At 74.1% G+C, this 20518-nt stretch carries 23 protein-coding genes and 1 riboswitch; of the genes, 13 read left to right on the top strand and 10 right to left on the bottom strand.

Annotated features, from left to right (window positions below; translation table 11 throughout):
* Positions 1-41: 41 nt before the first annotated feature.
* Positions 42-182: riboswitch (cobalamin riboswitch) on the bottom strand.
* Positions 183-305: 123 nt separating this feature from the next.
* The 3 genes from MXD57_RS20895 to MXD57_RS20885 form a co-directional block, all read right to left on the bottom strand.
* Positions 306-533 carry a hypothetical protein gene (locus MXD57_RS20895; protein ID WP_250403216.1) on the bottom strand — a complete coding sequence of 76 codons (228 nt, stop codon included), beginning with the start codon at positions 531-533 and terminating at the stop codon, positions 306-308.
* 23 nt (positions 534-556) lie between these two features.
* Entirely contained in the window at positions 557-1840 is a 1284-nt protein-coding gene (locus MXD57_RS20890) for an inorganic phosphate transporter (protein WP_250403214.1), read from the bottom strand.
* 143 nt (positions 1841-1983) lie between these two features.
* Entirely contained in the window at positions 1984-2766 is a 783-nt protein-coding gene (locus MXD57_RS20885; RefSeq protein ID WP_250403212.1) for a lysozyme, read from the bottom strand.
* A 191-nt stretch (positions 2767-2957) separates the two neighbouring features.
* Between MXD57_RS20885 and MXD57_RS20880 the strand changes: the two genes are divergently transcribed.
* The 3 genes from MXD57_RS20880 (at position 2958) to MXD57_RS20870 (ending at position 6505) form a co-directional block, all read left to right on the top strand.
* Positions 2958-3626 carry a class II aldolase/adducin family protein gene (locus MXD57_RS20880; protein WP_250403211.1) on the top strand — a complete coding sequence of 223 codons (669 nt, stop codon included), beginning with the start codon at positions 2958-2960 and terminating at the stop codon, positions 3624-3626.
* Positions 3627-3768: 142 nt separating this feature from the next.
* Positions 3769-4896, top strand: a complete 1128-nt coding sequence (locus MXD57_RS20875) for an alpha/beta hydrolase (protein WP_250403209.1) — start codon at positions 3769-3771, stop codon at positions 4894-4896.
* A 181-nt stretch (positions 4897-5077) separates the two neighbouring features.
* Positions 5078-6505 carry a hypothetical protein gene (locus tag MXD57_RS20870; protein ID WP_250403208.1) on the top strand — a complete coding sequence of 476 codons (1428 nt, stop codon included), beginning with the start codon at positions 5078-5080 and terminating at the stop codon, positions 6503-6505.
* A gap of 49 nt (positions 6506-6554) precedes the next feature.
* Here MXD57_RS20870 and MXD57_RS20865 read toward each other — a convergent pair whose 3' ends face one another.
* Positions 6555-6965 carry a VOC family protein gene (locus MXD57_RS20865; protein ID WP_250403206.1) on the bottom strand — a complete coding sequence of 137 codons (411 nt, stop codon included), beginning with the start codon at positions 6963-6965 and terminating at the stop codon, positions 6555-6557.
* A 216-nt stretch (positions 6966-7181) separates the two neighbouring features.
* Here MXD57_RS20865 and MXD57_RS20860 point away from each other — a divergent pair, with 216 nt between their 5' ends.
* The 3 genes from MXD57_RS20860 to MXD57_RS20850 all read left to right on the top strand — a co-directional run bounded on the left by MXD57_RS20860 (position 7182) and on the right by MXD57_RS20850 (position 10269).
* Positions 7182-8780 carry an ABC-F family ATP-binding cassette domain-containing protein gene (locus MXD57_RS20860; RefSeq protein WP_250403205.1) on the top strand — a complete coding sequence of 533 codons (1599 nt, stop codon included), beginning with the start codon at positions 7182-7184 and terminating at the stop codon, positions 8778-8780.
* Between the two features lie 335 nt (positions 8781-9115).
* Complete coding sequence (locus MXD57_RS20855; RefSeq protein WP_004002281.1) at positions 9116-9337, top strand: helix-turn-helix domain-containing protein; 222 nt, start codon at positions 9116-9118, stop codon at positions 9335-9337.
* Between the two features lie 128 nt (positions 9338-9465).
* Positions 9466-10269: an enoyl-CoA hydratase/isomerase family protein gene (locus MXD57_RS20850; protein ID WP_250403203.1), complete on the top strand. Its 804-nt coding sequence runs from the start codon at positions 9466-9468 to the stop codon at positions 10267-10269.
* A 33-nt stretch (positions 10270-10302) separates the two neighbouring features.
* On the opposite strand, the gene MXD57_RS20845 is transcribed toward MXD57_RS20850, so the two are convergent.
* Positions 10303-11031, bottom strand: coding sequence for a nucleopolyhedrovirus P10 family protein (locus MXD57_RS20845; RefSeq protein ID WP_250403201.1), 729 nt, complete (start codon positions 11029-11031; stop codon positions 10303-10305).
* A gap of 87 nt (positions 11032-11118) precedes the next feature.
* On the opposite strand from MXD57_RS20845, the gene MXD57_RS20840 reads away from it, so the two are divergent.
* The 5 genes from MXD57_RS20840 (at position 11119) to amaP (ending at position 13485) form a co-directional block, all read left to right on the top strand.
* The gene (locus tag MXD57_RS20840) at positions 11119-11592 is read left to right on the top strand and encodes an Asp23/Gls24 family envelope stress response protein (RefSeq protein WP_250403199.1); all 474 of its coding nucleotides are present in this window, start codon (positions 11119-11121) and stop codon (positions 11590-11592) included.
* Positions 11593-11655: 63 nt separating this feature from the next.
* The gene (locus tag MXD57_RS20835; RefSeq protein ID WP_250403197.1) at positions 11656-11850 is read left to right on the top strand and encodes a hypothetical protein; all 195 of its coding nucleotides are present in this window, start codon (positions 11656-11658) and stop codon (positions 11848-11850) included.
* A complete protein-coding gene (locus tag MXD57_RS20830; RefSeq protein WP_284505870.1) occupies positions 11847-12266 on the top strand; it encodes an Asp23/Gls24 family envelope stress response protein in 420 nt (139 codons plus the stop codon). Before MXD57_RS20835 ends, MXD57_RS20830 begins: the two co-directional genes overlap by 4 nt.
* Complete coding sequence (locus tag MXD57_RS20825) at positions 12263-12898, top strand: DUF6286 domain-containing protein (RefSeq protein WP_250403193.1); 636 nt, start codon at positions 12263-12265, stop codon at positions 12896-12898. The genes MXD57_RS20830 and MXD57_RS20825 overlap by 4 nt, the downstream gene beginning before the upstream one ends.
* Positions 12898-13485, top strand: a complete 588-nt coding sequence (gene amaP, locus MXD57_RS20820; RefSeq protein WP_250403191.1) for an alkaline shock response membrane anchor protein AmaP — start codon at positions 12898-12900, stop codon at positions 13483-13485. The genes MXD57_RS20825 and amaP overlap by 1 nt, the downstream gene beginning before the upstream one ends.
* A gap of 22 nt (positions 13486-13507) precedes the next feature.
* Here the strand turns inward: amaP and MXD57_RS20815 are convergent, their stop codons facing one another.
* The 5 genes from MXD57_RS20815 to MXD57_RS20795 form a co-directional block, all read right to left on the bottom strand.
* Complete coding sequence (locus MXD57_RS20815; protein ID WP_250403189.1) at positions 13508-14263, bottom strand: SDR family oxidoreductase; 756 nt, start codon at positions 14261-14263, stop codon at positions 13508-13510.
* A gap of 5 nt (positions 14264-14268) precedes the next feature.
* On the bottom strand, positions 14269-16053 hold the full coding sequence (locus MXD57_RS20810) for a glycoside hydrolase family 15 protein (protein ID WP_250403187.1): 1785 nt from the start codon (positions 16051-16053) through the stop codon (positions 14269-14271).
* A 99-nt stretch (positions 16054-16152) separates the two neighbouring features.
* Positions 16153-16950 (bottom strand): SURF1 family cytochrome oxidase biogenesis protein, encoded by a 798-nt coding sequence (locus MXD57_RS20805; protein WP_250403186.1) that lies wholly within the window; start codon positions 16948-16950, stop codon positions 16153-16155.
* Between the two features lie 49 nt (positions 16951-16999).
* The gene (locus MXD57_RS20800) at positions 17000-17233 is read right to left on the bottom strand and encodes a hypothetical protein (protein ID WP_250403185.1); all 234 of its coding nucleotides are present in this window, start codon (positions 17231-17233) and stop codon (positions 17000-17002) included.
* Between the two features lie 79 nt (positions 17234-17312).
* A complete protein-coding gene (locus MXD57_RS20795; RefSeq protein ID WP_250403183.1) occupies positions 17313-18299 on the bottom strand; it encodes a DEDDh family exonuclease in 987 nt (328 codons plus the stop codon).
* A gap of 241 nt (positions 18300-18540) precedes the next feature.
* Between MXD57_RS20795 and MXD57_RS20790 the strand changes: the two genes are divergently transcribed.
* Positions 18541-19251, top strand: coding sequence for a VIT1/CCC1 transporter family protein (locus tag MXD57_RS20790; protein ID WP_250403181.1), 711 nt, complete (start codon positions 18541-18543; stop codon positions 19249-19251).
* A 121-nt stretch (positions 19252-19372) separates the two neighbouring features.
* Entirely contained in the window at positions 19373-20419 is a 1047-nt protein-coding gene (locus tag MXD57_RS20785) for a zinc-dependent alcohol dehydrogenase family protein (protein ID WP_250403180.1), read from the top strand.
* The last annotated feature ends 99 nt before the right edge of the window (positions 20420-20518 follow it).

The following is a 20518-nucleotide window of genomic DNA, read 5'->3' as shown; positions in this document are numbered from 1 at the left end:
CATGGCGATATGTGTCCTCACTCAGGGTGTCCGCGCCCTGGTTCGACGAAGCCGGCGGTGAGAGTTCCTGGCTCCCGGGGATCACTCCCCGGTGACAGTGGCGGGACCGCGCCGGATTCGCACCGGCTTCCTCTCCTGCCGCCGTACATGGCCCGGGCAGTCCACCACGCGCCCGGAAGGGCCGTCAACTTGCCTTTGACCTGCGAGAGGAGAGTGTGCTCAGCCCCACACCGGCGAGATCCGGACACGCGAAAGGCTCCCTGCCGGTACACACCGGCGGGGAGCCTCTTCGAGGGTGGATCGGCTCAGTGCTTGGCCACGATCAGGAAGATGCCGTAGGCCACGGCCGCCGCGCAGGCCGCGAAGCACACGTACGCGCCGGTCACGGCGAGCGCCGCGGACCCGCCCTGCGCCGCCGCCCGCTCGCGGCGGGACAGGCCGTTGACGCCGAGGGTGAACAGGGCCACCAGGCCCACCGTGAAGGCGAGGCTGACGCCGAAGACGGAGCCGATGGCCGCCCAGTCGATCTTCATGTTGCTTTCCTCCGGTAACCGGGTCAGACGGTGGCGGCCGGCGGGGCGGCCGGTGCCGTGACTTCGGTGACGGCCTGGGCCGGGCCGTCCGACTGCGCCGGGATGTCGATCGCCGGCCCCTCGGTGAGGGTGACGGTGCCGGTCGGCGGCGGGGTCACCGCGGCGATGGCGGCGGTCACCACACCGGCGGGCTCCGTGGCCTCGTCCGTGTCGTTGACGTTGGTGTGGTCGACGACCTCGCGGCGGGAGAGCTTCCAGATGGCGGCGCTGGAGCCGACCAGGAAGACCGCGACGGCCGCGGTGCCCCAGTCGCCCAGGTCCGTGACGGACTCGGCGAGCGCGCCGACCAGGGCGGCGGCGGGCAGGGTGAGGACCCAGGCGACGACCATGCGGGTCGCGGTGGACCAGCGGACCACGCCGCCCTTGCGGCCCAGGCCCGCGCCCATCACCGAACCGGAGACGACGTGCGTGGTGGACAGCGAGAAGCCGAGGTGCGAGGAGGCCAGGATGGCGGTGGCGGCGCTGGTCTGGGCGGCGAAGCCCTGGCGCGGCTCCAGTTCGGTCAGGCCCTTGCCCATGGTGCGGATGATGCGCCAGCCGCCGATGTAGGTGCCGAGCGCGATGGCCAGGCCCGCGGAGAGGATCACCCAGGTGGGAGGGTTGGAGCCCGGGGCGATGGCACCGCCCGCGATCAGCGCCAGGGTGATGATGCCCATCGTCTTCTGGGCGTCGTTGGTGCCGTGGGCGAGGGAGACCAGCCCGGCGGAGGCGATCTGGCCGGCGCGGTAGCCCTTGCGGGTGGCCTCGCCCTCGGTGGCCCTGCCGCCGATCCCGTAGGAGAAGCGGGTGGCGAGCATGGCGGCCAGGCCGGCCACGACCGGGGCGGCGACCGCCGGCAGCAGCACCTTGGTGAGCAGGACGTCGTTGTGGACGGCGCCGAAGCCCGCCGAGGCGACGGTGGCGCCGATCAGGCCGCCCATCAAGGCGTGGGAGGAGCTGGAGGGCAGTCCCACCAGCCAGGTCAGCAGGTTCCAGAGGATCGCGCCGACCAGGGCGGCGAAGATGACCTCGGGACGGATGCCGTTCTCATCGACGAGACCCTTGGAGATCGTGTTGGCGACCTCCACGGAGAGGAAAGCGCCCACAAGGTTGAGCGCGGCGGACATGGCCACCGCGACCTTGGGCTTGAGCGCGCCGGTCGAGATGGTGGTGGCCATCGCGTTGGCGGTGTCGTGGAAACCGTTCGTGAAATCGAACGCGAGAGCGGTTACCACCACTATCGCGAGGATCAGCGAGAAGCTTTCCATTTACCCAGGCAATCGTTCGAGCGTCATTGGCGGGTTGAACGTAGGCAACCTGGGTGAACGGAAGATGAACTGGGTCGGGCGCAGGGGTGTCGGAAGCGGGGGGCGGAGCTTCCGTTTCGGGCCGGAGTCCGGGCGCCCCTTGGCTACCGGCCGCGCGCGAGGGCCCGCAGCCGGTCCGGCGGCCCGTGAAAGAGATTCTGGTCACCCGGCAGGCCGCCCTCGGCGCCGTACTGCCAGAAGGTCCAGGACTGCCAGCCGCCGGGCAGCGCTCCCGGTTCCGACGTGCCGTGACGGGCGATCCACAGCGGGTGGTCGGAGGCGAAGGCGCGGCTGTCCCCGGTGCAGGAGGCCCACCAATGGGCGGTCGTGTAGATCACCGGGCGGCGGCCGGTGAGCCGGGCCACTTCGTCGCTGAACGAGCGGATCCAGTCGACCATCCGCCCGCGGTCGAGCCCGTAGCAGACGTTCCTGTCGTCGTACGGGTTGTACTCGATGTCGAGGGCCGGCGGCAGGGTCCAGCCGTCCGCCCGCCAGTCGCCGCCGTTGCGTACGAAGTACGCGGCCTGCGCGGCTCCGGAGGACCGGTCGGGCCGGGCGAAGTGGTAGGCGCCGCGGATCAGGTGCGCCCGGCGCGCGCCCGCGTACTGCCGGGCGAAGTAGGGGTTGCGGTAGGTCGTGGACTCGGTCGCCTTGACGTAGGTGAACCGGGCTCCGTCCGACCGGGCGGCGGGCCAGTCGACATGTCTCTGGTACGACGACACGTCGTGCCCCAGGGGCAGACCGGCCGCGGGCGCGGCCGGCGCCGCCGCGGCCCAGGCGCAGCCGGGGCCCGCCAGGACGAGCGCCGCCGCTGCGGCCGCTGCGGCCACGACGGCCGCGCGGCGGGGGCGGCGGCGGGGGCGAGAGGATGAACGGTCGCGGGCCATGGGTCCCCCTGGTGTGACGGCCGTACGTCGTGCGGCTCCGGGCATGGACGATCATTGAAGGTCCCGCCCTCGCTCAAAAAGTGTGTTCATGGGTGTTTCGTACCGGTGTCCACCCGTCCGGCGGCACGGGTTCCGGTCCGGAGTCCGCCGACGGCCCCGCCCCGCCCCGGGTGGGCTGGCAGGATCACGGCATGGCTGAACAGCGGCGGTACCCGCAGGAGCAGCAGGAGCGGAGCTGGGCGGAAGTGGTCGCCACGGCCCGCCGGACCGTGGCCGACGGGCTGGTCGTCGGCACCTCGGGCAACGTCTCCGCGCGCGTGGGGGACCTGGTGCTGGTCACCCCGTCGGGCGTGCCCTACGACCGGCTCACCCCGGCCGACATCACCGGCGTCGACCTCGACGGCCGGCAGGTGCTCGGCACCCTCGTGCCGACCAGCGAACTGCCCATGCACCTCGCCGTCTACCGCACCACCGACGCCCGCGCCGTCGTCCACACCCACGCCGTGCACGCCACGGCCGTCTCCACCCTCGTCACCGAGCTGCCCCCGATCCATTACATGACCGCCGCCCTCGGCGGCAGCGTGCGCGTCGCCCCCTACGCGGCCTACGGCACCGACGAACTGGCCGCGAACATGCTCGCCGCGCTCGACGGCCGCTCCGGCTGCCTGCTGCGCAACCACGGCGCGATCACCCACGGCGCCACGCTCGACCAGGCCTACGACCGCACCGCCCAGCTCGAATGGATGTGCCGGCTGTGGCTGACGGCGTCCTCCGTGCCGGGTCTCACGCCCGCACTGCTGACCGAGGCACACATCGCCGAGGCCGGGGCACGCTTGAAGGGATACGGCCAACGGAGGTGACCCCTTGTCGTCGCACAGCCACCCGCTCCGTCCCCCCGCCGTCCGCACGCTCCTCGGCGGGCCGACCCGCGGCCGCCGCTCCGGGCCTGCCGCGGCGGTCCTCCGGCTGGCCGGTTCCGGCGCCCGCCACGAAACTGGAGCCGTGCGCACCGTCAGAGCGACCGCCGCCGCCCTCGGCGCCGTCCTGGCCGCCGGGGCGGCATCCGTCGCCGCCGGCCGACTGGCCAGCGACGCCGCGCTGAAGGCGCCTCCCGGCCGTCCGCTGCCCACCGAACCCCGGCTCACCGTGCACGAAACCGCGCCCGGGCGGATCGCCCTCACCCGCGACCTGGCCTCGCTGCGCCCCGGCACCTACGGCCTGGCAGGCGACGGCTCCCACGCGGTCGTCGGGCCCCCGCTGGACGCGGCCGCACACACCGCCGACACCGTCGTCAGACGTCTGGAACGCGTCACCCACGGCACCCTCGCACCCGGCGACGCCGTGTGGCTCACCCCGAACGTCCATGTCGGCAACCCCGGCGCCGCGCTCGGCCTCGACCACGCCGACATCGACGTCCCCGGTGAACTCGGCCCGCTGCCCGCCTGGTTCGTACCCGGTCACCGGGACACCTGGGTGATCGCGGTGCACGGCCTGGGCACCACCCGGGAGCAAGCCATGAACGTCATGGCGTATCTGCACGGCCGCCACGTCCCCGTCCTCGCCCTCGCCTACCGCGGCGACCTGGGCGCCCCGAGCCCCCCGGACGGCCTGAACCACCTCGGCGAGACGGAGTGGCGCGACGTGGACGCGGCGATCCGCTACGCCGTCCGTTACGGCGCCCGCCGGGTCGTCCTGCTGGGCTGGTCCACCGGCGCCACCATGGCCCTGCGCGCCGCCGAGCACTCCGCCGTGCGCGAGCGCGTCGCCGGGCTGGTCCTCGACTCCCCGGTGCTGAGCTGGCAGGCCACCCTGCGCGCGCTCGCCCATGCCCGCCACACCCCCGACGCCCTGCTGCCGCTCGCGGTACGGGCCGCGCAGGGCCGGGCCGGGCTGCACGCCGAACGCGGTGCCGGGACCGCCGACCCCGACCGGCTCGCCGTGCCCACGCTGATCGTGCACGGCCCCGACGACGTGGTGGCCCCGTGGGAGTACTCCCGCCGCCTCGCCGCCCGCCGCCCCGACCTCGTGGCGCTGCACCCCGTGCCCCGTGCCCCGCACGGGGCCATGTGGAACGCCGACCCGGAGGGCTACGAGGAGCGGCTGCGCCGCTTCCTGACCCCGCTGGTGTGACCGCCCCGCGGCACCTCCGGTACGGGCCGGACCCGCCGCGTCCGGCCCGGCCGTCAAACGGTGTACCACTGGCCTGATCCCGCCTTCCGTCCCGCCCCCGGACCGGGCGCGCCGGCCGCCCCGGTGGCCCCCCGTGACATTCCGTTTGGGATTTCGGACCGTCAACCGGAAGACTGCTCCTGTGACGTCCCGTATCCCGCGCGACTCCAGGCTTCGACTCGTCCGACCGCGACCCCTGGCCGCCGCCCCCAGAGCTGTGAACCAGCGGCGCCCGCGCCGCCTCGCGCCCCGGCCGCCGGAGGGCACCCCCGCCCCGGCCGAACTGGCCAGAATGGCGCGCACCGGCCTGGCCGGCGCGGTCCGCGTCGCGCGCTGGGCCGACTCGGCCCTCGGACCCGGCGGCGACGCCGCCACCGCGGACGGCAAGGCCACGCTCTCCGACGCGACCGCCGAGCGGGCCGCGGCCGGCCTCGGCCTGGACGCCGACCGGATCCGCGCCGACTGGGACACCGCCCGGCTCGCCGGCCTCATCGAGGTGCACGGGGACAAGGCGCGCCCCGGCTGGCGCCTGCGTGCCTGGGACCGTGACGACAGCGCCGTGCTGCGCGGCTGGGTCGCGCTGTTCGACGCGTGGTCGCTCGCCAGCCCGGAGCCCGCGGAGTTCGAGCCGGCCGCCGTCGCCGAGGTCGTCTCCGCCATGCCCCAGGTGCTCTCCTTCCTCCAGCTCTCCGCCGGCCCCGTGCCCGTCGAGCAGCTCCTCGACCTGCTCCAGCAGCGGGTCACCGAACTGCGCACCGAGCGCTGCGAGATCTCCTACGCCCCCGGTGCCGCCGGCTCCCGGGCCCCCGCCGGGAGCGCCGCCCCCGCGGAACCCGGACCCGCCGGGGACACCCCGCTCGCCCCGCTCCTGGAGTGGGCCCTCACGGCCCTCGCGTCCGTGGGCGCCCTGACCTACGGCGCCGGCCAGGCCACCCTCACTCCGCTGGGGAGCTGGGCGGTCTGGGTCAAGCTGGAGCAGATCTGCGTGGCCGCGCAGAGCCCCGCCGGCAACATCGAGCAGTCCGCCGAGGACATGCTCCGCGGCTGTGCCCAGCTCCGCCCGAACGCCGCCCGCGCCGAGTACCGCGCCTGGCTCGCCGCCCGCCCCGTCGGCAGCGCCGTCACCGAGCTGCTCGCCGCGGCCCGGGGCGACGACGCCCTGCTGCGCGGCCTCGCCTTCGAGGCGCTGCGGGTCGTCGGCGCCCCCGCCGAACCCGAGGTGCACGCGGTACTGGACGACTCCGCCCTGCGGCCCTACGCGCTGCTGTGGCTGGCCGAGCACGACGGCGTCGACCCGGAGGACGCCCACGAGGTCCTCACCCGCGAGGAGGCCACCTGGCTGTGGGTCGACACCGCCGCCGCCGTCGCCGACCACGGCGAGACGTCGATGCTCGTACGGCACCTGGAGGCCGCGGTGCAGCCGACCGTCCCCCTGCTGCTGGACGAAGTCCGCGCCGTCGGCCACCCGCGCACCGTGCAGGTCCTGGTGGCCCTCGCCGCCGCCCACCCCGACCCGGCCCTGGCCAAGGCCGTGCGACGGGCCGCCTTCCAGGTGCACACCGGCGGCTGATCCGCTGCGCCGGGGCCGGCCGGGAGCGCCCGCGGCCGGCCCGGTCCGGTCAGCCGCCGATCTCGGGCGCGTAGGTGCCGAAGCTCCAGACGTTGCCCTCCGCGTCCCGGGCCATGTAGTCCCGCGAGCCGTAGTCCTGGTCCGTCGGCGGCATCAGGATCTCCGCGCCGTGCGCCACGGCCCGCCGGTGATGGGCGTCGACGTCGTCCACGACGACGTACACCCCGGCGGGACCAGCGCCCCGCATGGCCGCGTCGAAGAGCCCGCCGCGGCCCTTGGAGCCGAGCATCACCGCGCCCTCGCCCTGGACCAGCTCGGCGTGCATCACCGTGCCGTCCTGCGCCTCGTACACCGACAGCTCGGTGAAGCCGAAGGCCTCGGTGAGCTGCCTGATCGCGGCTTTCGCGTCGGTGTACAGCAGCGTCGGAAAGACGCTCGGCCGTCCGCCCGTGCCCGCCATGCCGATCACTCCCTCGTGCGCCGGTCGCCGCCCCCGCTCCCTCGAGTCTCGCAGCCGCCACCGGCACCCGGCGGCCGTCCCGGACGCACGGGCGCCGAAAAATCCGCTTGCACGGTCCCGTTAGACTTGGCCCATGGCCATTCTCCTCGCGCATTAGACGGCGGGAACGTCCTCAGCCGCCCACCGCCAACCCTCAGTACGCCCTGGAGTCTGTCCGTGATCTCCGCTTCCGGTATCGAGCTGCGCGCCGGTGCGCGCGTCCTCATCGAGAACGCCACCTTCCGTATCGCCAAGGGCGACCGCATCGGCCTCGTCGGCCGCAACGGCGCGGGGAAGACCACCCTCACCAAGTGCCTGGCGGGCGAGGGCATCCCGGCCGGCGGCCAGATCGCCCGCTCCGGCGAGGTCGGCTACCTGCCGCAGGACCCCCGCACCGGCGACCTCGACGTCCTCGCCCGCGACCGCGTCCTCTCCGCGCGCGGGCTCGACACCCTGATCCGCAAGATGCGCGAGAACGAGGAGCGCATCGCCAACGGCAAGGGCGCCACCCGTGACAAGGCCCTCAAGCAGTACGAGCGCCAGGAGACCGAGTTCCTGACCAAGGGCGGTTACGCGGCCGAGGCCGAGGCCGCCACCATCGCCGCGGCGCTCAACCTGCCCGACCGGGTCCTCGGCCAGCCGCTCCACACGCTCTCCGGCGGTCAGCGCCGGCGCATCGAGCTGGCCCGCATCCTGTTCTCCGACGCGGACACCCTGCTGCTGGACGAGCCGACCAACCACCTCGACGCCGACTCGATCATCTGGCTGCGCGACTACCTGAAGTCCTACCGCGGCGGCTTCATCGTGATCTCCCACGACGTCGACCTGGTCGAGACGGTCGTCAACAAGGTGTTCTACCTGGACGCCAACCGCGCCCAGATCGACGTCTACAACATGGGCTGGAAGCTCTACCAGCAGCAGCGCGAGGCCGACGAGAAGCGCCGCAAGCGCGAGCGCGCCAACGCCGAGAAGAAGGCCGCCGCCCTGCACTCGCAGGCCGACAAGATGCGCGCCAAGGCCACCAAGACGGTCGCCGCGCAGAACATGGCCCGCCGCGCCGACAAGCTGCTCTCCGGCCTGGAGGCGGTCCGCCAGTCCGACAAGGTCGCCAAGCTCCGCTTCCCCGAGCCCGCGGCCTGCGGCAGGACCCCGCTGATGGCGGAGGGCCTGTCGAAGTCGTACGGCTCCCTGGAGATCTTCACCGACGTCGACCTGGCCATCGACAAGGGCTCGCGGGTCGTCATCCTCGGCCTCAACGGCGCCGGCAAGACCACGCTGCTGCGCCTCCTCGGCGGAGTCGAGCAGCCCGACACCGGCGAGGTCGTGCCCGGCCACGGCCTCAAGCTCGGCTACTACGCCCAGGAGCACGAGACCCTGGACCCCGACCGCACGGTCCTGGAGAACATGCGCTCGGCCGCGCCCGACATGGACCTGGTCGAGGTCCGCAAGGTGCTCGGCTCGTTCCTGTTCTCCGGCGACGACGTCGACAAGCCCGCCGGGGTGCTCTCCGGCGGCGAGAAGACCCGGCTGGCCCTCGCCACGCTGGTCGTCTCCTCCGCCAACGTCCTGCTGCTGGACGAGCCGACCAACAACCTGGACCCGGCCAGCCGCGAGGAGATCCTCGGCGCCCTGCGCACCTACAAGGGCGCGGTCGTCCTGGTCACCCACGACGAGGGCGCGGTCGAGGCCCTGCAGCCGGAGCGCATCATCCTGCTGCCGGACGGCGTCGAGGACCTGTGGGGCTCCGACTACGCGGATCTCGTCGCCCTGGCCTGATCGAAGGCGTGATCCACGGCGTATGGATCATTCGGCCGAGCCGTGATCCATCATCTGCGTGAGATCTCCTCGTACCGACGTGTGTCGTACACCGATTTCGCGGCCGATCCCTTCCGTACCAAGGGGTCGGCCGTCGCGCGTCTCTGACCTGGCACTTCGCGGAACCACTCGTTCGGCCGTGTGTCCCCGAGATCGCGGAATCGTCGATTCCGCATGTGGGGACGTGCTCCTGTCGTCACGTCGATGTCCCACGGACCTTGCCGAATGGGTGGCCATCGCGCCCCGGAGGGGTGATCATGAGGAGACCAGAGCGCACTTCCCATGAGGAGGCACGGGTGGCCGAGACTCTGAAGAAGGGCAGCCGGGTGACCGGCGCCGCGCGCGACAAGCTCGCGGCAGACCTGAAGAAGAAGTACGACTCCGGTGCGAGCATCCGGGCGCTGGCCGAGGAGACCGGCCGCTCGTATGGCTTCGTACACCGGATGCTCAGCGAGTCGGGCGTCACGCTCCGTGGGCGTGGCGGAGCGACCCGGGGCAAGAAGGCCGCTTCGTCCTGACTCCGGGCGGCCCATCGGCTTCGATGGTGGCCACCCGGTCGGCGGTCTGAACGACCGGGTGGTTACTGTGCAGTCACTTAGCATGCCGTACGGCAATGTGTGATGACCGCACTCATCGGAGGCGCCCCATGGCTTCGCCCGACCAGGACCTCGCTCCTGTACTCGACAAGGACGGCGTACGGCTCACCGTCGACGACGCGCTCGCCACGGTGACGCTGGCCAATCCGGCCAAGCGCAACGCGCAGAGCCCCGCCATGTGGCGGACGCTCGCCGAGGCCGGCCGGCTGCTGCCGGGCTCCGTCCGGGTCGTGGTGCTGCGGGGTGAGGGCCAGTCCTTCTCCGCCGGGCTGGACCGTCGGATGTTCAGTCCGGAGGGGATCCCGGGCGAGCCGACCTTCATCGAACTCGCGCGTCGTGACGACGCCGGGCTCGACGCGACCATCGCCGAATACCAGGAGGCGTTCACCTGGTGGCGGCGCAACGACATCGTGTCCGTCGCAGCCGTCCAGGGGCATGCCATCGGTGCCGGGTTCCAGCTCGCGCTCGCCTGCGACCTGCGGGTCGTGGCGGACGACGTGCAGTTCGCCATGCGCGAGACCGCGCTCGGCCTCGTTCCCGACCTGACCGGCACGCATCCGCTGGTCGGGCTGGTCGGGTACGCCCGCGCACTGGAGATCTGCGCGACGGGCAGGTTCGTCGGCGCAGCGGAGGCGGTGGCCTCCGGCCTGGCCAACCTCGCGGTGCCCGCGGCCGAGCTCGACGGCGCGGCACGGGACCTCGCCGCGGCGATGCTGGCGGCCCCGCGCGACGCCGTGGTGGAGACCAAGGCACTGCTGCGGGGCGCGCCGGAGCGGGACTACGACGCCCAGCGCGCCGCCGAGCGGGCCGCCCAGGCCCGGCGGCTGCGGGACCTGGCCGGCGTGGGCGAATGAGCCCGTGGGGCGGAGCGCCCCCCGGCCGGACGCTCAGGCCACGCTCGTGACCAGCACCGCCACGGTCGGGTGATCGTCCAGCGCGTCCCGCACCGCCGCGCGCACCCGCCGGGCCACCTCAACGGCCCGGTGGCCCGCACCGACCGCCAGCTCCACCCGGACGTGCCGGTGCGGCAGCGCGGCCGCCCCGGCGCGTTCCTCGACGTGCACGGCCGCCCGGCCCAGACCACCGAGCGACCCGGTCAGCCGCGCCACCCCGGGCACGGACAGCGCGGCCGCCGCCGCCCGTGACTCCTCGGGGTCCGTGCTGTCCCGGGCGGCCGGCGGCCGCGGCGCCTCCACCGGCGTGACCTGCCCGTCCGCCGTCTCCAGCAGCTCCGTCACCCGCAGGTCCACCTCCGTGACCGTGAGACCCAGCTCCTTGGTGGCGGCCGCCACCAGGGCGAGCCGCAGCCGGGACGCCGTCGCCGGCAGCGGCCGGGCGGCCGGGGCCGCGAAGTCCGCCGTCACCCGCAGGGCACCCGGAGGCAGCGCCCCCGGCGGCCGCGGTACGACGGGTTCGCCGACGTCGTCCGGGTCGGCGAGCGAGATCCGCGGGATGCCGAGACGCACGCCCGGTACCCCGTTCGCCGCGCGCCGCAGTACCGCCCCGACCGCGCCCTCGACGATCCACGCGCCGTCGCGCGGGCCGCCGAGCGGCAGCAGTCTGTCCAGGGCCAGCCGGTGCTGCCCCGACACCCGTGTCCACCGATCCGCCGTCATTCCTCCAGCCTGCCGTATCCCTGGCGCGCGATCGCGCAACCCCGCTTACGGTGGTCGGAGAACGACGACCGAAAGGGACGTACGGCGATGACCGATATGACGACGACCCCAGCCGGTGAGAACGAACGACAGCCCGCGAGCCGCAAGGTCACCGGTCGCGGTGGCGGTGACGCGGCGACCCGCGGGCGGACGACCATCGCCGACGGCGTCGTGGAGAAGATCGCCGGGATGGCCGCCCGCGACGTGGTGGGTGTGCACGCCCTGGGCAGCGGCCTGGCCCGGACCTTCGGGGCGGTGCGCGACCGGGTGCCGGGCGGTTCGAAGTCCGTGACCCGGGGAGTGAAGGCCGAGGTCGGCGAGGTTCAGGCGGCCCTCGACCTGGAGATCGTGGTGGAGTACGGCGAGGCCATCTCCGAGGTCGCCCGCTCGGTGCGGGAGAACGTGGTCACCGCCGTGGAGCGGATGGCCGGACTGGAGGTCGTCGAGGTCAACATCGCGGTGAGCGACGTCAAGCTGCCCGACGAGGAGGACGAGGAACCCGAGCCGCCCCGGATCCAGTGACGCCCCGCCCGCCCGGGGCCACCGGCCCGGAACCGCACCGCCGACGGACACGAGGAGCGCTGCATGAGCATGGCCATGGTCGGCATGATCGCCGGGATGGCGCTGGGGTTCGCCGGGTACTTCGGCGGCTTCGGAGCCTTCCTGCTGGTGGCGGCGCTGGGCGCCGTCGGGTTCGTCGCCGGCCGGTTCCTGGAGGGCGACCTGCAACCCGGTGATCTCTTCCGGAGCCGCGGCGACCGGCGCGACCGGCGGGGTTGACCGCCGTGAGCACCGAGACCGGCAGGGCGCGCCCGCGCCAGGACCCGGTGCCGCCCGGCGAGCGCGGCGCTCTCAGGATCGCGGACCGGGTCGTGGCCAAGGTCGCCTCGCGGGCCGCCCGCGAGGCGCTCGGCCCGCTGCCGGCGGAGGCCGGAGCCCCGCACGCCGTGGTCGTCGTCCACCCCCGCCCCCGGGCCGGCTCGGGCCCCGGGAGCCCGGTGGGAACGGCCCGCGTCCGGGTCCAGATCGAACTCGCCCACCCCGACGACATCGGCGCCCGGTGCGCCGCGGTGCGCCGGCATGTGACCGAACGGGTCACCGAGCTGGCGGCCATGGAGGTGCTGGAGGTCGCCGTCCGGGTCGAGCGGCTGCATCTGGCGACGCTGCCCGGCGCCCACGGCGGGAGGATTCGATGAGCGGACCCGAGCCGTCCGAGGACACCCGGCGACTGCCCGTCCTCGGCCTCGACGAGCCCCCCGGCGCCCCACCGCCCCTGCTCGACCGGGGCAGCGGCCGCTTCTGGTCGCCGCGCCGGGTCCCCGCCGGCGTCGTCGCCCTGCTCCTGCTGGCCGGCGCGGGCGTCCTGCTGTACGACGTCGTCGCCGTACGCGCCCACCACCCCGCGATGCACTGGCGCCGCGCGCTGGCCCGGCAGCTCGCCGAACGCCCCCTCGACGACGTCTGGGTGCTGACCGGCGCCGGTGTGGCCGCCGCCCTCGGCCTGTGGCTGATCGTGCTCGCCGTCACGCCCGGTATGCGCTCCCTGCTGCCCATGCGGCGCCCGCACCCCGACGTCCGTGCCGGACTGCGCCGCGAGGCGGCCGCCCTGCTGCTGCGCGACCGGGCCCTGGAGGTCTCGGGCGTGCGGGAGGCGCGGGTGCGGATGAGCCGCCGCCGGGCCCGCGTCCGGGCGGTCGCGCACTTCCGCGACCTGGACGAGGTGCGCTCCGACCTGGACGTCGTGCTCGACGACGCGGTGCTCGGGCTCGGGCTGGGCCGGCCGCCCGCGCTGTCGGTGGACGTCCGGCGGCCCGGACGGAAGGGGTGATGACGGTGCGCACCGGTCGTGTGAACCGCGTACTGCTCTGTCTCGTGGGGCTCCTGCTGCTCGTCGCCGGCGGCTCGGTACTGGCCGTGGGCCTGGGCGCCCCGCCGCCGCGCCACTGGCCGCACACGGGCCCGCACGACGTCCTGCTCAGCACCGCCGAGCGCACCCGGTGGCGGGACGCGCCCTGGTGGTGGCCGGCGGTCATCGCGGGCCTCGCCGTCCTCGTCCTGCTCGCCCTGTGGTGGCTCGCCGCGGTCCTGCGCCGGCGCCGGCCGGCCGAGATCATGGTCGACACCGGGGACGGCGAGGGCGCCCTGCTGCGCGGACCGGCCCTGGAGGCCGCGCTGGCCGGGGACGCGTCCCGGCAGCCGGGCGTGGCCGACGCCGACGTGCTGCTCACCGGCCGCCGCACCGGTCCCGCGGTACGGGCCGGGCTCCGGCTGGAACCGGCCACCGACCCCGCCGCCGCCCTGAGCGGATTCACCGCCGGGCCCCTCGCCCGCGCGCGTGACGCGGCGGGCCTGGAGCACCTCCCGGCCGAGGTGCGGCTGCGGGGTGTCAGGCACCGCGCGGAGCGCGTCTCATGACCGTCCGCGGTGGCGGGGCACCTCAGAACCCGTGCCGCATCCCGCCGTCCACCGGCACCATGATCCCGGTCAGGTAGGAGGCCGCGGGGGACAGCAGGAACGCCGCGACCCTGCCGAACTCCTCCGGGGCGCCGTACCTGCGCAACGGGATCCGGGACTCGCCGGCCGCCCGGGTCGCCTCCGGATCGGCGGACAGCGCGTCCAGCTCACGCACCCGGTCCGTGTCGATACGGCCCGGCAGCAGACCCACGACGCGGATCCCGCGCGGCCCCAGCTCGTCGGAGACGGACTTCGCGAACCCGGCGAGCCCCGGCCGGAGCCCGTTGGAGACGGTCAGCCCGGCGATGGGCTCGTACACCGATCCCGACAGCACGAACCCGATGACGCCGCCCGGCTCCAGTTCGGCCGCCGCCGTACGGGCGAACCGCACCGCCCCGAGGAACACCGACTCGAACGCGTCCCGCCACTGCTCGTCCGTGTTGTCCGCGACGAACCCCGGCGCCGGCCCGCCGACGCTGACCAGAACGCCGTGGAAGCCGCCGAAGTGCTCCCGTGCGGCCGCGATCAGCCGCTCGGCGGCCTGCGGGTCGGCGTTGTCGGCGGCCACGCCCACCGCGTTCGGCCCCAGTTCGGCCGCCGCGCCGGCGACCCGCTCCTCGTCACGGCCGGTGACGACCACCTTCGCCCCGTCGGCGACCAGCTCCCGCGCGGCGGCGTTGCCCAGCCCTCGCGTCGCGCCGGTGACGACGTACACCCGGTCCTTCAGTCCAAGATCCATGGCGTCTATCCTGCCCCCTCGCCGCCGAACAGGGCGAGGGCGGTGTTCACCAACGCGATGTGGCTGAACGCCTGCGGGAAGTTGCCGAGTTGGCGGCCCGGTTCCGGGTCGTACTCCTCCGCCAGCAGCCCCACGTCGTTGGCCAGGCCCACCAGCCTCTCGAACAGCTCGCGTGCCTCCTCCTCGCGGCCCGTCAGGTGCAGGGCCTGGGCGAGCCAGAACGAGCAGGCCAGGAAGGCGCCCTCGCCGCCCGGCATGCCGTCGACGCCGACCGCGTCGGTGTCGTAGCGCCGGACCAGACCCCCGTGGTCCAGGTCGTCGCGGATGGCGTCGACCGTGCCGATCACCCGCGGGTCGTCGGGGGGCAGGAACCCGTAGTGGGGGATCAGCAGCAGGGCGGCGTCCAGTTCGCGCGAGCCGTAGTACTGGGTGAACGTGTTGCGCTCGGGGTCGTATCCCCGCTCGCACACCTCCCGGTGCACCTCCTCGCGCATCGCCCGCCAGCCGTCGAGGTCACCGGGCAGCTCCGGATACCGCTCCAGGGTCCTCACGGCGCGGTCGGCGGCCACCCACACCATCACCTTCGAGTGCACGAACTGGCGCCGGCCGCCGCGCACCTCCCACAGGCCCTCGTCGGGCTGCCGCCAGGCCGACTGCAGGAACGCCATCAGCGCGCACTGCAGGGACCACATGTGCGGCTTGGTCGACAGTCCGGAGGCGCGGGCCAGGAACAGCGAGTCCATGACCTCGCCGTACACGTCGAGCTGGAGCTGGTCGACCGCGCCGTTGCCGACCCGCGCCGGCGCGGAGTCGGCGAAGCCGGACAGCCAGGGCAGCTCCCACTCGGGCAGTCGCCGCTCGCCCGCCAGGCCGTACATGATCTGCAGGTCCGCCGGGTCGCCCGCGACCGCCCGCAGCAGCCAGTCGCGCCAGGCCGCGGCCTCGCTGTGGTAGCCCGCCGCCAGCAGGGCGCCCAGGGTGAGGGTGGAGTCACGCAGCCAGCAGTAGCGGTAGTCCCAGTTGCGCACCCCGCCCGGCTCCTCGGGCAGGGAGGTGGTGGCCGCGGCGACGATCCCGCCGGTCGGGGCGTAGGTGAGTGCCTTGAGGGTGATCAGGGACCGTACGACGGCGTCCCGGTGCGGCCCGTCGTAGCGGCAGCGTGACGTCCAGCGCCGCCAGTCCCGCACGCTGGTGCTCAGCGCCGCGTACGGGTCGACGAGCGCGGGACGCGGTTCGTGCGAGGGGTGCCAGGTCAGCACGAACGCGACCCGCTCGCCCTCGGCGAGGGTGAACTCCGAGTGGGTGCAGAAGTCCTCGCCCCAGGTGCGCACCTGGGGCTCGGCGCGCAGCCACACCGAGTCCGGTCCGGCGACGGCCACCCGGTGACCGTCGGAGCGGCGCATCCACGGAATGATCGAGCCGTAGTCGAAGCGCAGGCGCAGCACGCCGCGGACGGTGACCCGGCCGCTGACGCCCTCCACGATCCGTACGACGTCGGGGGCGCGGTCGCGCTGCGGCATCAGGTCGGTCACCCGCACGGTACCGTCGGCGGTGTCCCACTCGGTGTCGAGGACCAGGGTGTCGGGCCGGTAGGCGCGGCGGGTGCAGGTGCCCGCGCCCTGCGGCGCGATCCGCCAGTGGCCGTTCTCCTCGTCACCCAGAAGCCTGGCGAAGCAGGCGCCGGAGTCGAAGCGGGGCAGACACAGCCAGTCGATCGAGCCGTCCCGGCCCACCAGGGCCGCGGTCTGCTCGTCCCCGATGACGGCGTAGTCCTCGATGCGCTCGTTCACAGCATCCGGTTTCCCGGGGGCTCGCGCGGCCAACCAGGTGGTGCGCCGGGGGAGTGACGGCCACCCCGGGCGACCGCCGCCTCCGGAGGACCGGTGCCGTCACACGGCGGCCGGTTCGCTCTTCTCCGGCGCCGGCTGGGCGGCCGCCTCGTCCTGGTCCCGGATCTCGCGCCGGACCAGGAACCACCAGCCCACCGGGACGGCCGCGGCGAACAGCCACCACTGGAGCATGTACGCGTAGTTCAGCGGGGCGTCCTCGCGGCCCGGGTCGGAGATCTGCTCCGGGGTGCCGCCCCTGGCCGCCGGCGCCGTCTGCTCGACGTAGCCGCCGAGCACCTTCGCACCGAGCCGTCGCGCCTCCTCGGCGCTGTCGATCAGCATGATCTGGCGGTCCGGCAGGCCCCTGACGTTCTTGATCCCGCTCGCCGAGGTCGTCTCGTCGGCCTCCAGCCGCCCGGTGACGGTGAGCCGGCCCGCGGGCGGCGCGGGGATCTCGGGGAAGTCGGTCTGCACGCCGTTCGCCGGGATCCAGCCCCGGTTGACCAGCAGCACCCGGCCGTCGGTCAGGACGAACGGGGTCAGGACGTGGAAGCCGACCTCGCCGTCGGAGTTCGTCCGGCGCCGGACCACCACCTCCCGGGAGGCGTCGAAGGCGCCGGTCGCGGTGACCGTGCGGTACTTCTCGGTCCGGGTCACGGAGTGACCGGGGGAGGTGAGCCGTTCCACGGGGACGGGATCGGCGTGCAGCGCCTGGGAGACGAGGTCGTTGCGGGCGGTGCGCTCCTGGTACCGGTGCTGCTGCCAGAAGCCCAGCTCGATCATCGTCGGGATCAGCGCGATCGCGACGACGGTGAGGATCACCCACTGGCGGGTCAGCAGGAAGCGGTAGCGGTGCACCCCACGACGGTACCTCCGGGTCGTGGGGTGCGTTCGCGCGGGTACCGGGTCACACCCGGTCCACCACCCCCGTCTTCCCCTCCGCCCGGGCGCAGTGGGCGCCGCAGTACCAGTGGCCCTCGACCTCCACGCCCTGCCCGATGATCTGCACCCGGCAGTGCTCGCAGATCGGGGCCATGCGGTGGATCGCGCAGGAGAAGCAGTCGAACACGTGCACGGCGCCCTGTGCGTGCACCTCGAAGGTCATTCCGTAGTTGTTGCCGCATACTTCGCATGTCGCCATGGGGCCCAGCGTGAGCCGTGGCCGACCCCCGGGCGAGCGGGCACGGGGCGAGTCGCGCGCCAATCACCCGTCCGTACGGTCACCCGTCGGCGGGCTCGACGTCCCGCAGCAACTGCCCGAAGGCGGCCTCGTCGACCACCGGCGTCCCGAACTGCCGCGCCTTGACCACCTTCGAGGTGCCCGAGCCGGGGTCGTTGGTGACCAGCAGACTGGTCAGCCGGGACAGGGACGTCGCCACGTGCAGTCCGGCCTCGGTCGCCCGGTCCTCCAGCAGTTCGCGCTCGGTGGAGGTGTCCCCCGAGAACGCCACCCGCATGCCCTGTTTGAGGCGTTTGCCCGTCTCGTAACGGCCGGGGTTGGGGTAGGGGCAGGCGGGCCGCTTCCGGGACGGGCGCCAACCGCCGTGACCCTGGCCGCCGTGGCCGCCGCTCGCCTGCCGGCCGATCCGGGGGGTGTCCGACCACTCCGTCAGCGGCCGGCACTCCAGCAGCGGAAGCCGTACGTCACCCGCCGCCGCGGCCCGCAGGCTGGGCCGGAACGCCTCGGCGAGCACCCGCGCGTCGTCCAGCGCGTGGTGCGCCCGCTGCTGGACCACCCCGAAGTGCGCGGCCAGCGACTCCAGCTTGAAGTTGGGCAGCGGCAGCCCCAGCTCCTTCGACAGCGCGATGGTGCACAGCCGCTGCCGCACCGGTGCCTCGCGCCGCGCGCGTGCGTACTCGCGCGCGATCATCTGCCAGTCGAACACCGCGTTGTGCGCGACGAGCACCCGGCCGTCGAGACGGGCCGCGAACTCCTCCGCCACCTCCCCGAACAGCGGCGCCCCTTCGAGCACCTCGCTCGTCAGGCCGTGTATCCACACCGGTCCCGGATCGCGCTCCGGGTTGACCAGCGTGTACCAGTGGTCCTCGACCTCGCCCCGCGCGTCCAGCCGGTACACGGCCGCGGAGATGATCCGGTCGTCCCGGGCCAGGCCGGTGGTCTCCACGTCAACGACCGCGTATCCCTTGGGATACGCGGCCGGCCACCGGGTGGCGGAGGACACTGCGGTCGCACGGTCTTCGAGCATGGTCACTGAGGATACGGGCCACGACCGACATCCCCGTCCCCCAGGTCCGGCGGCGGTGCCCCGGACCCGTCCCCCCGCTCGGTGCCCGCACGCGCGTACGGGCCGCCAACCCGCTCCGGACGCACGGCGGTTCCGGAGACCGGGCCCGAACCCGGCGCGCCGGCGCGGGAGTACGCCGGGGAGCGGCGGCACGGTCCCGGCGACGCTCCGGAGCGGCCGCGGCTGTGCGATTCTCCCTGCTGTGACGGAACCAACCCATGACGAGACGCACGGCGGCGCGCTGGGCTCCCGCCTGAACTGGCTGCGGGCGGCCGTCCTCGGCGCGAACGACGGCATCGTGTCCACCGCCGGCCTGGTCGTCGGCGTGGCAGGCGCGACCGGCTCCCGCGCCGCCCTGCTCACCGCCGGCCTGGCCGGCCTGCTCGCCGGGTCGATGTCGATGGCGGCCGGGGAGTACGTGTCGGTCTCCACCCAGCGGGACTCGGAGAAGGCCGCGCTGGCCCAGGAACGGCGGGAGCTGCGCGAGCAGCCGGACGCGGAACTGCAGGAGCTGACCCAGATGCTCGAGGAGCGCGGCCTGTCCGAGGAGGTCGCCCGGGAGGCCGCCGAACAGCTCACCGAGCGGGACGCGCTGAGGGCCCACGCACGCGTGGAACTGGGCATCGACCCGGACGAACTCTCCAACCCCTGGCACGCGGCCTGGGCGAGCTTCCTCGCCTTCACCGTGGGCGCCCTGCTCCCGCTGCTGGCGATCGTCCTGCCGCCGGCCGCCCTGCGGCTCCCGGTCACCGTGCTCTGCGTACTGGCCGCGCTCGTGCTCACCGGCTGGAGCAGCGCCCGGCTCGGCGCCGCCGCGCCCGGCCGCGCGGTGCTGCGCAACACGGCGGGCGGCGCCCTCGCCATGGGGGTGACGTACGTGGCCGGGACGCTGCTGGGCGCGGTGGGGGTGTAGCCGGCCGGTGAGCGGACCCGGGCCCCGCCCGCGCGGCCCGCGGCCGCCAGGACGTACCGTGAGGTGCGCTCGACCACCCCCCGGGCACCGCACGACACCCCGCACGAGAAGGATCCTCGACATGCGCGCCACCACCATCCACGCCCCGTACGACATGCGCGTGGAGGACGTCCCCGAACCCGTGGTGCAGCTGCCCACCGACGCCGTCGTGCGGGTGCTGCGCGCCTGCATCTGCGGCAGCGACCTGTGGGCCTACCGGGGTGAGGCGGCCCGGCAGCCAGGGCAGCGCATCGGCCACGAGTTCCTCGGTGTCGTCGAGGAGACCGGCTCCGAGGTGTCCACCGTCCGGCGCGGTGACCTGGTGGTCGCCCCGTTCATGTGGTCCGACGGCGTGTGCGACCACTGCCGCGAGGGTCTGACCACCTCGTGCGAGCACGGCGGTTTCTGGGGCTCCGTCGGGTACGACGGCGGCCAGGGCGAGGCGGTGCGCGTGCCGTTCGCCGACGGCACCCTCGTCCAGCTGCCCAAGGACGCCGCCTCCGACGACCATCTGCTGTCCGCCCTGCTGACCCTCTCCGACGTGCTCGGCACCGGCCACCACGCGGCCCTCGGCGCGGGCGCCCGCCCGGGCGCCACGGTCGCCGTGGTCGGCGACGGCGCCGTCGGTCTGTGCGCCGTGCTGGCCGCCAAGCGCCTCGGCGCCGAGCGGATCATCGCGCTCGGCCGGCACGAGGTCCGCACCGACATCGCGCGCCGCTTCGGCGCCACCGACGTCGTCGCCGAGCGCGGGGACGCGGCCGTGGAGGCCGTGCGCGAGCTGACCCGAGGCCAGGGCGCGCACGCCGTGGTCGAGGCGGTCGGCACCGAGCAGTCCATGCGGACGGCCGTGAACATCACTCGCGACGGCGGCGCCATCGGCTTCGTCGGCGTACCGCACGGCAGCGGCACCGGACTGGACCTCGGCGTCATGTTCGACCGGAACATCGCCCTGCGCGGCGGTGTCGCGCCGGTCCGCGCCTACATCCCCGACCTGCTGCCCGACGTCCTCGACGGCACCATCGACCCCTCTCCGGTCTTCGACCTGACCGTCGGCATCGAGGGCGTCCCGGACGGCTACAAGGCGATGGACGAGCGCACCGCCCTCAAGGTGCTCGTCACCAACGGCTAGAGGTACTGATCACGAGCGTTGTCGACACCGGTCGCGCTTGAGCACGGCGAAGGCCTCCGGTGTGGTGGAGCCGTCCGGGACTGCACCGCACGGAGGTCT

Source organism: Streptomyces cellostaticus, from assembly GCF_023630175.1.
In the GTDB taxonomy this organism is placed as follows: Bacteria; Actinomycetota; Actinomycetes; order Streptomycetales; family Streptomycetaceae; genus Streptomyces; species Streptomyces cellostaticus_A.
This window is presented reverse-complemented; position numbering and strand designations above follow the sequence as displayed.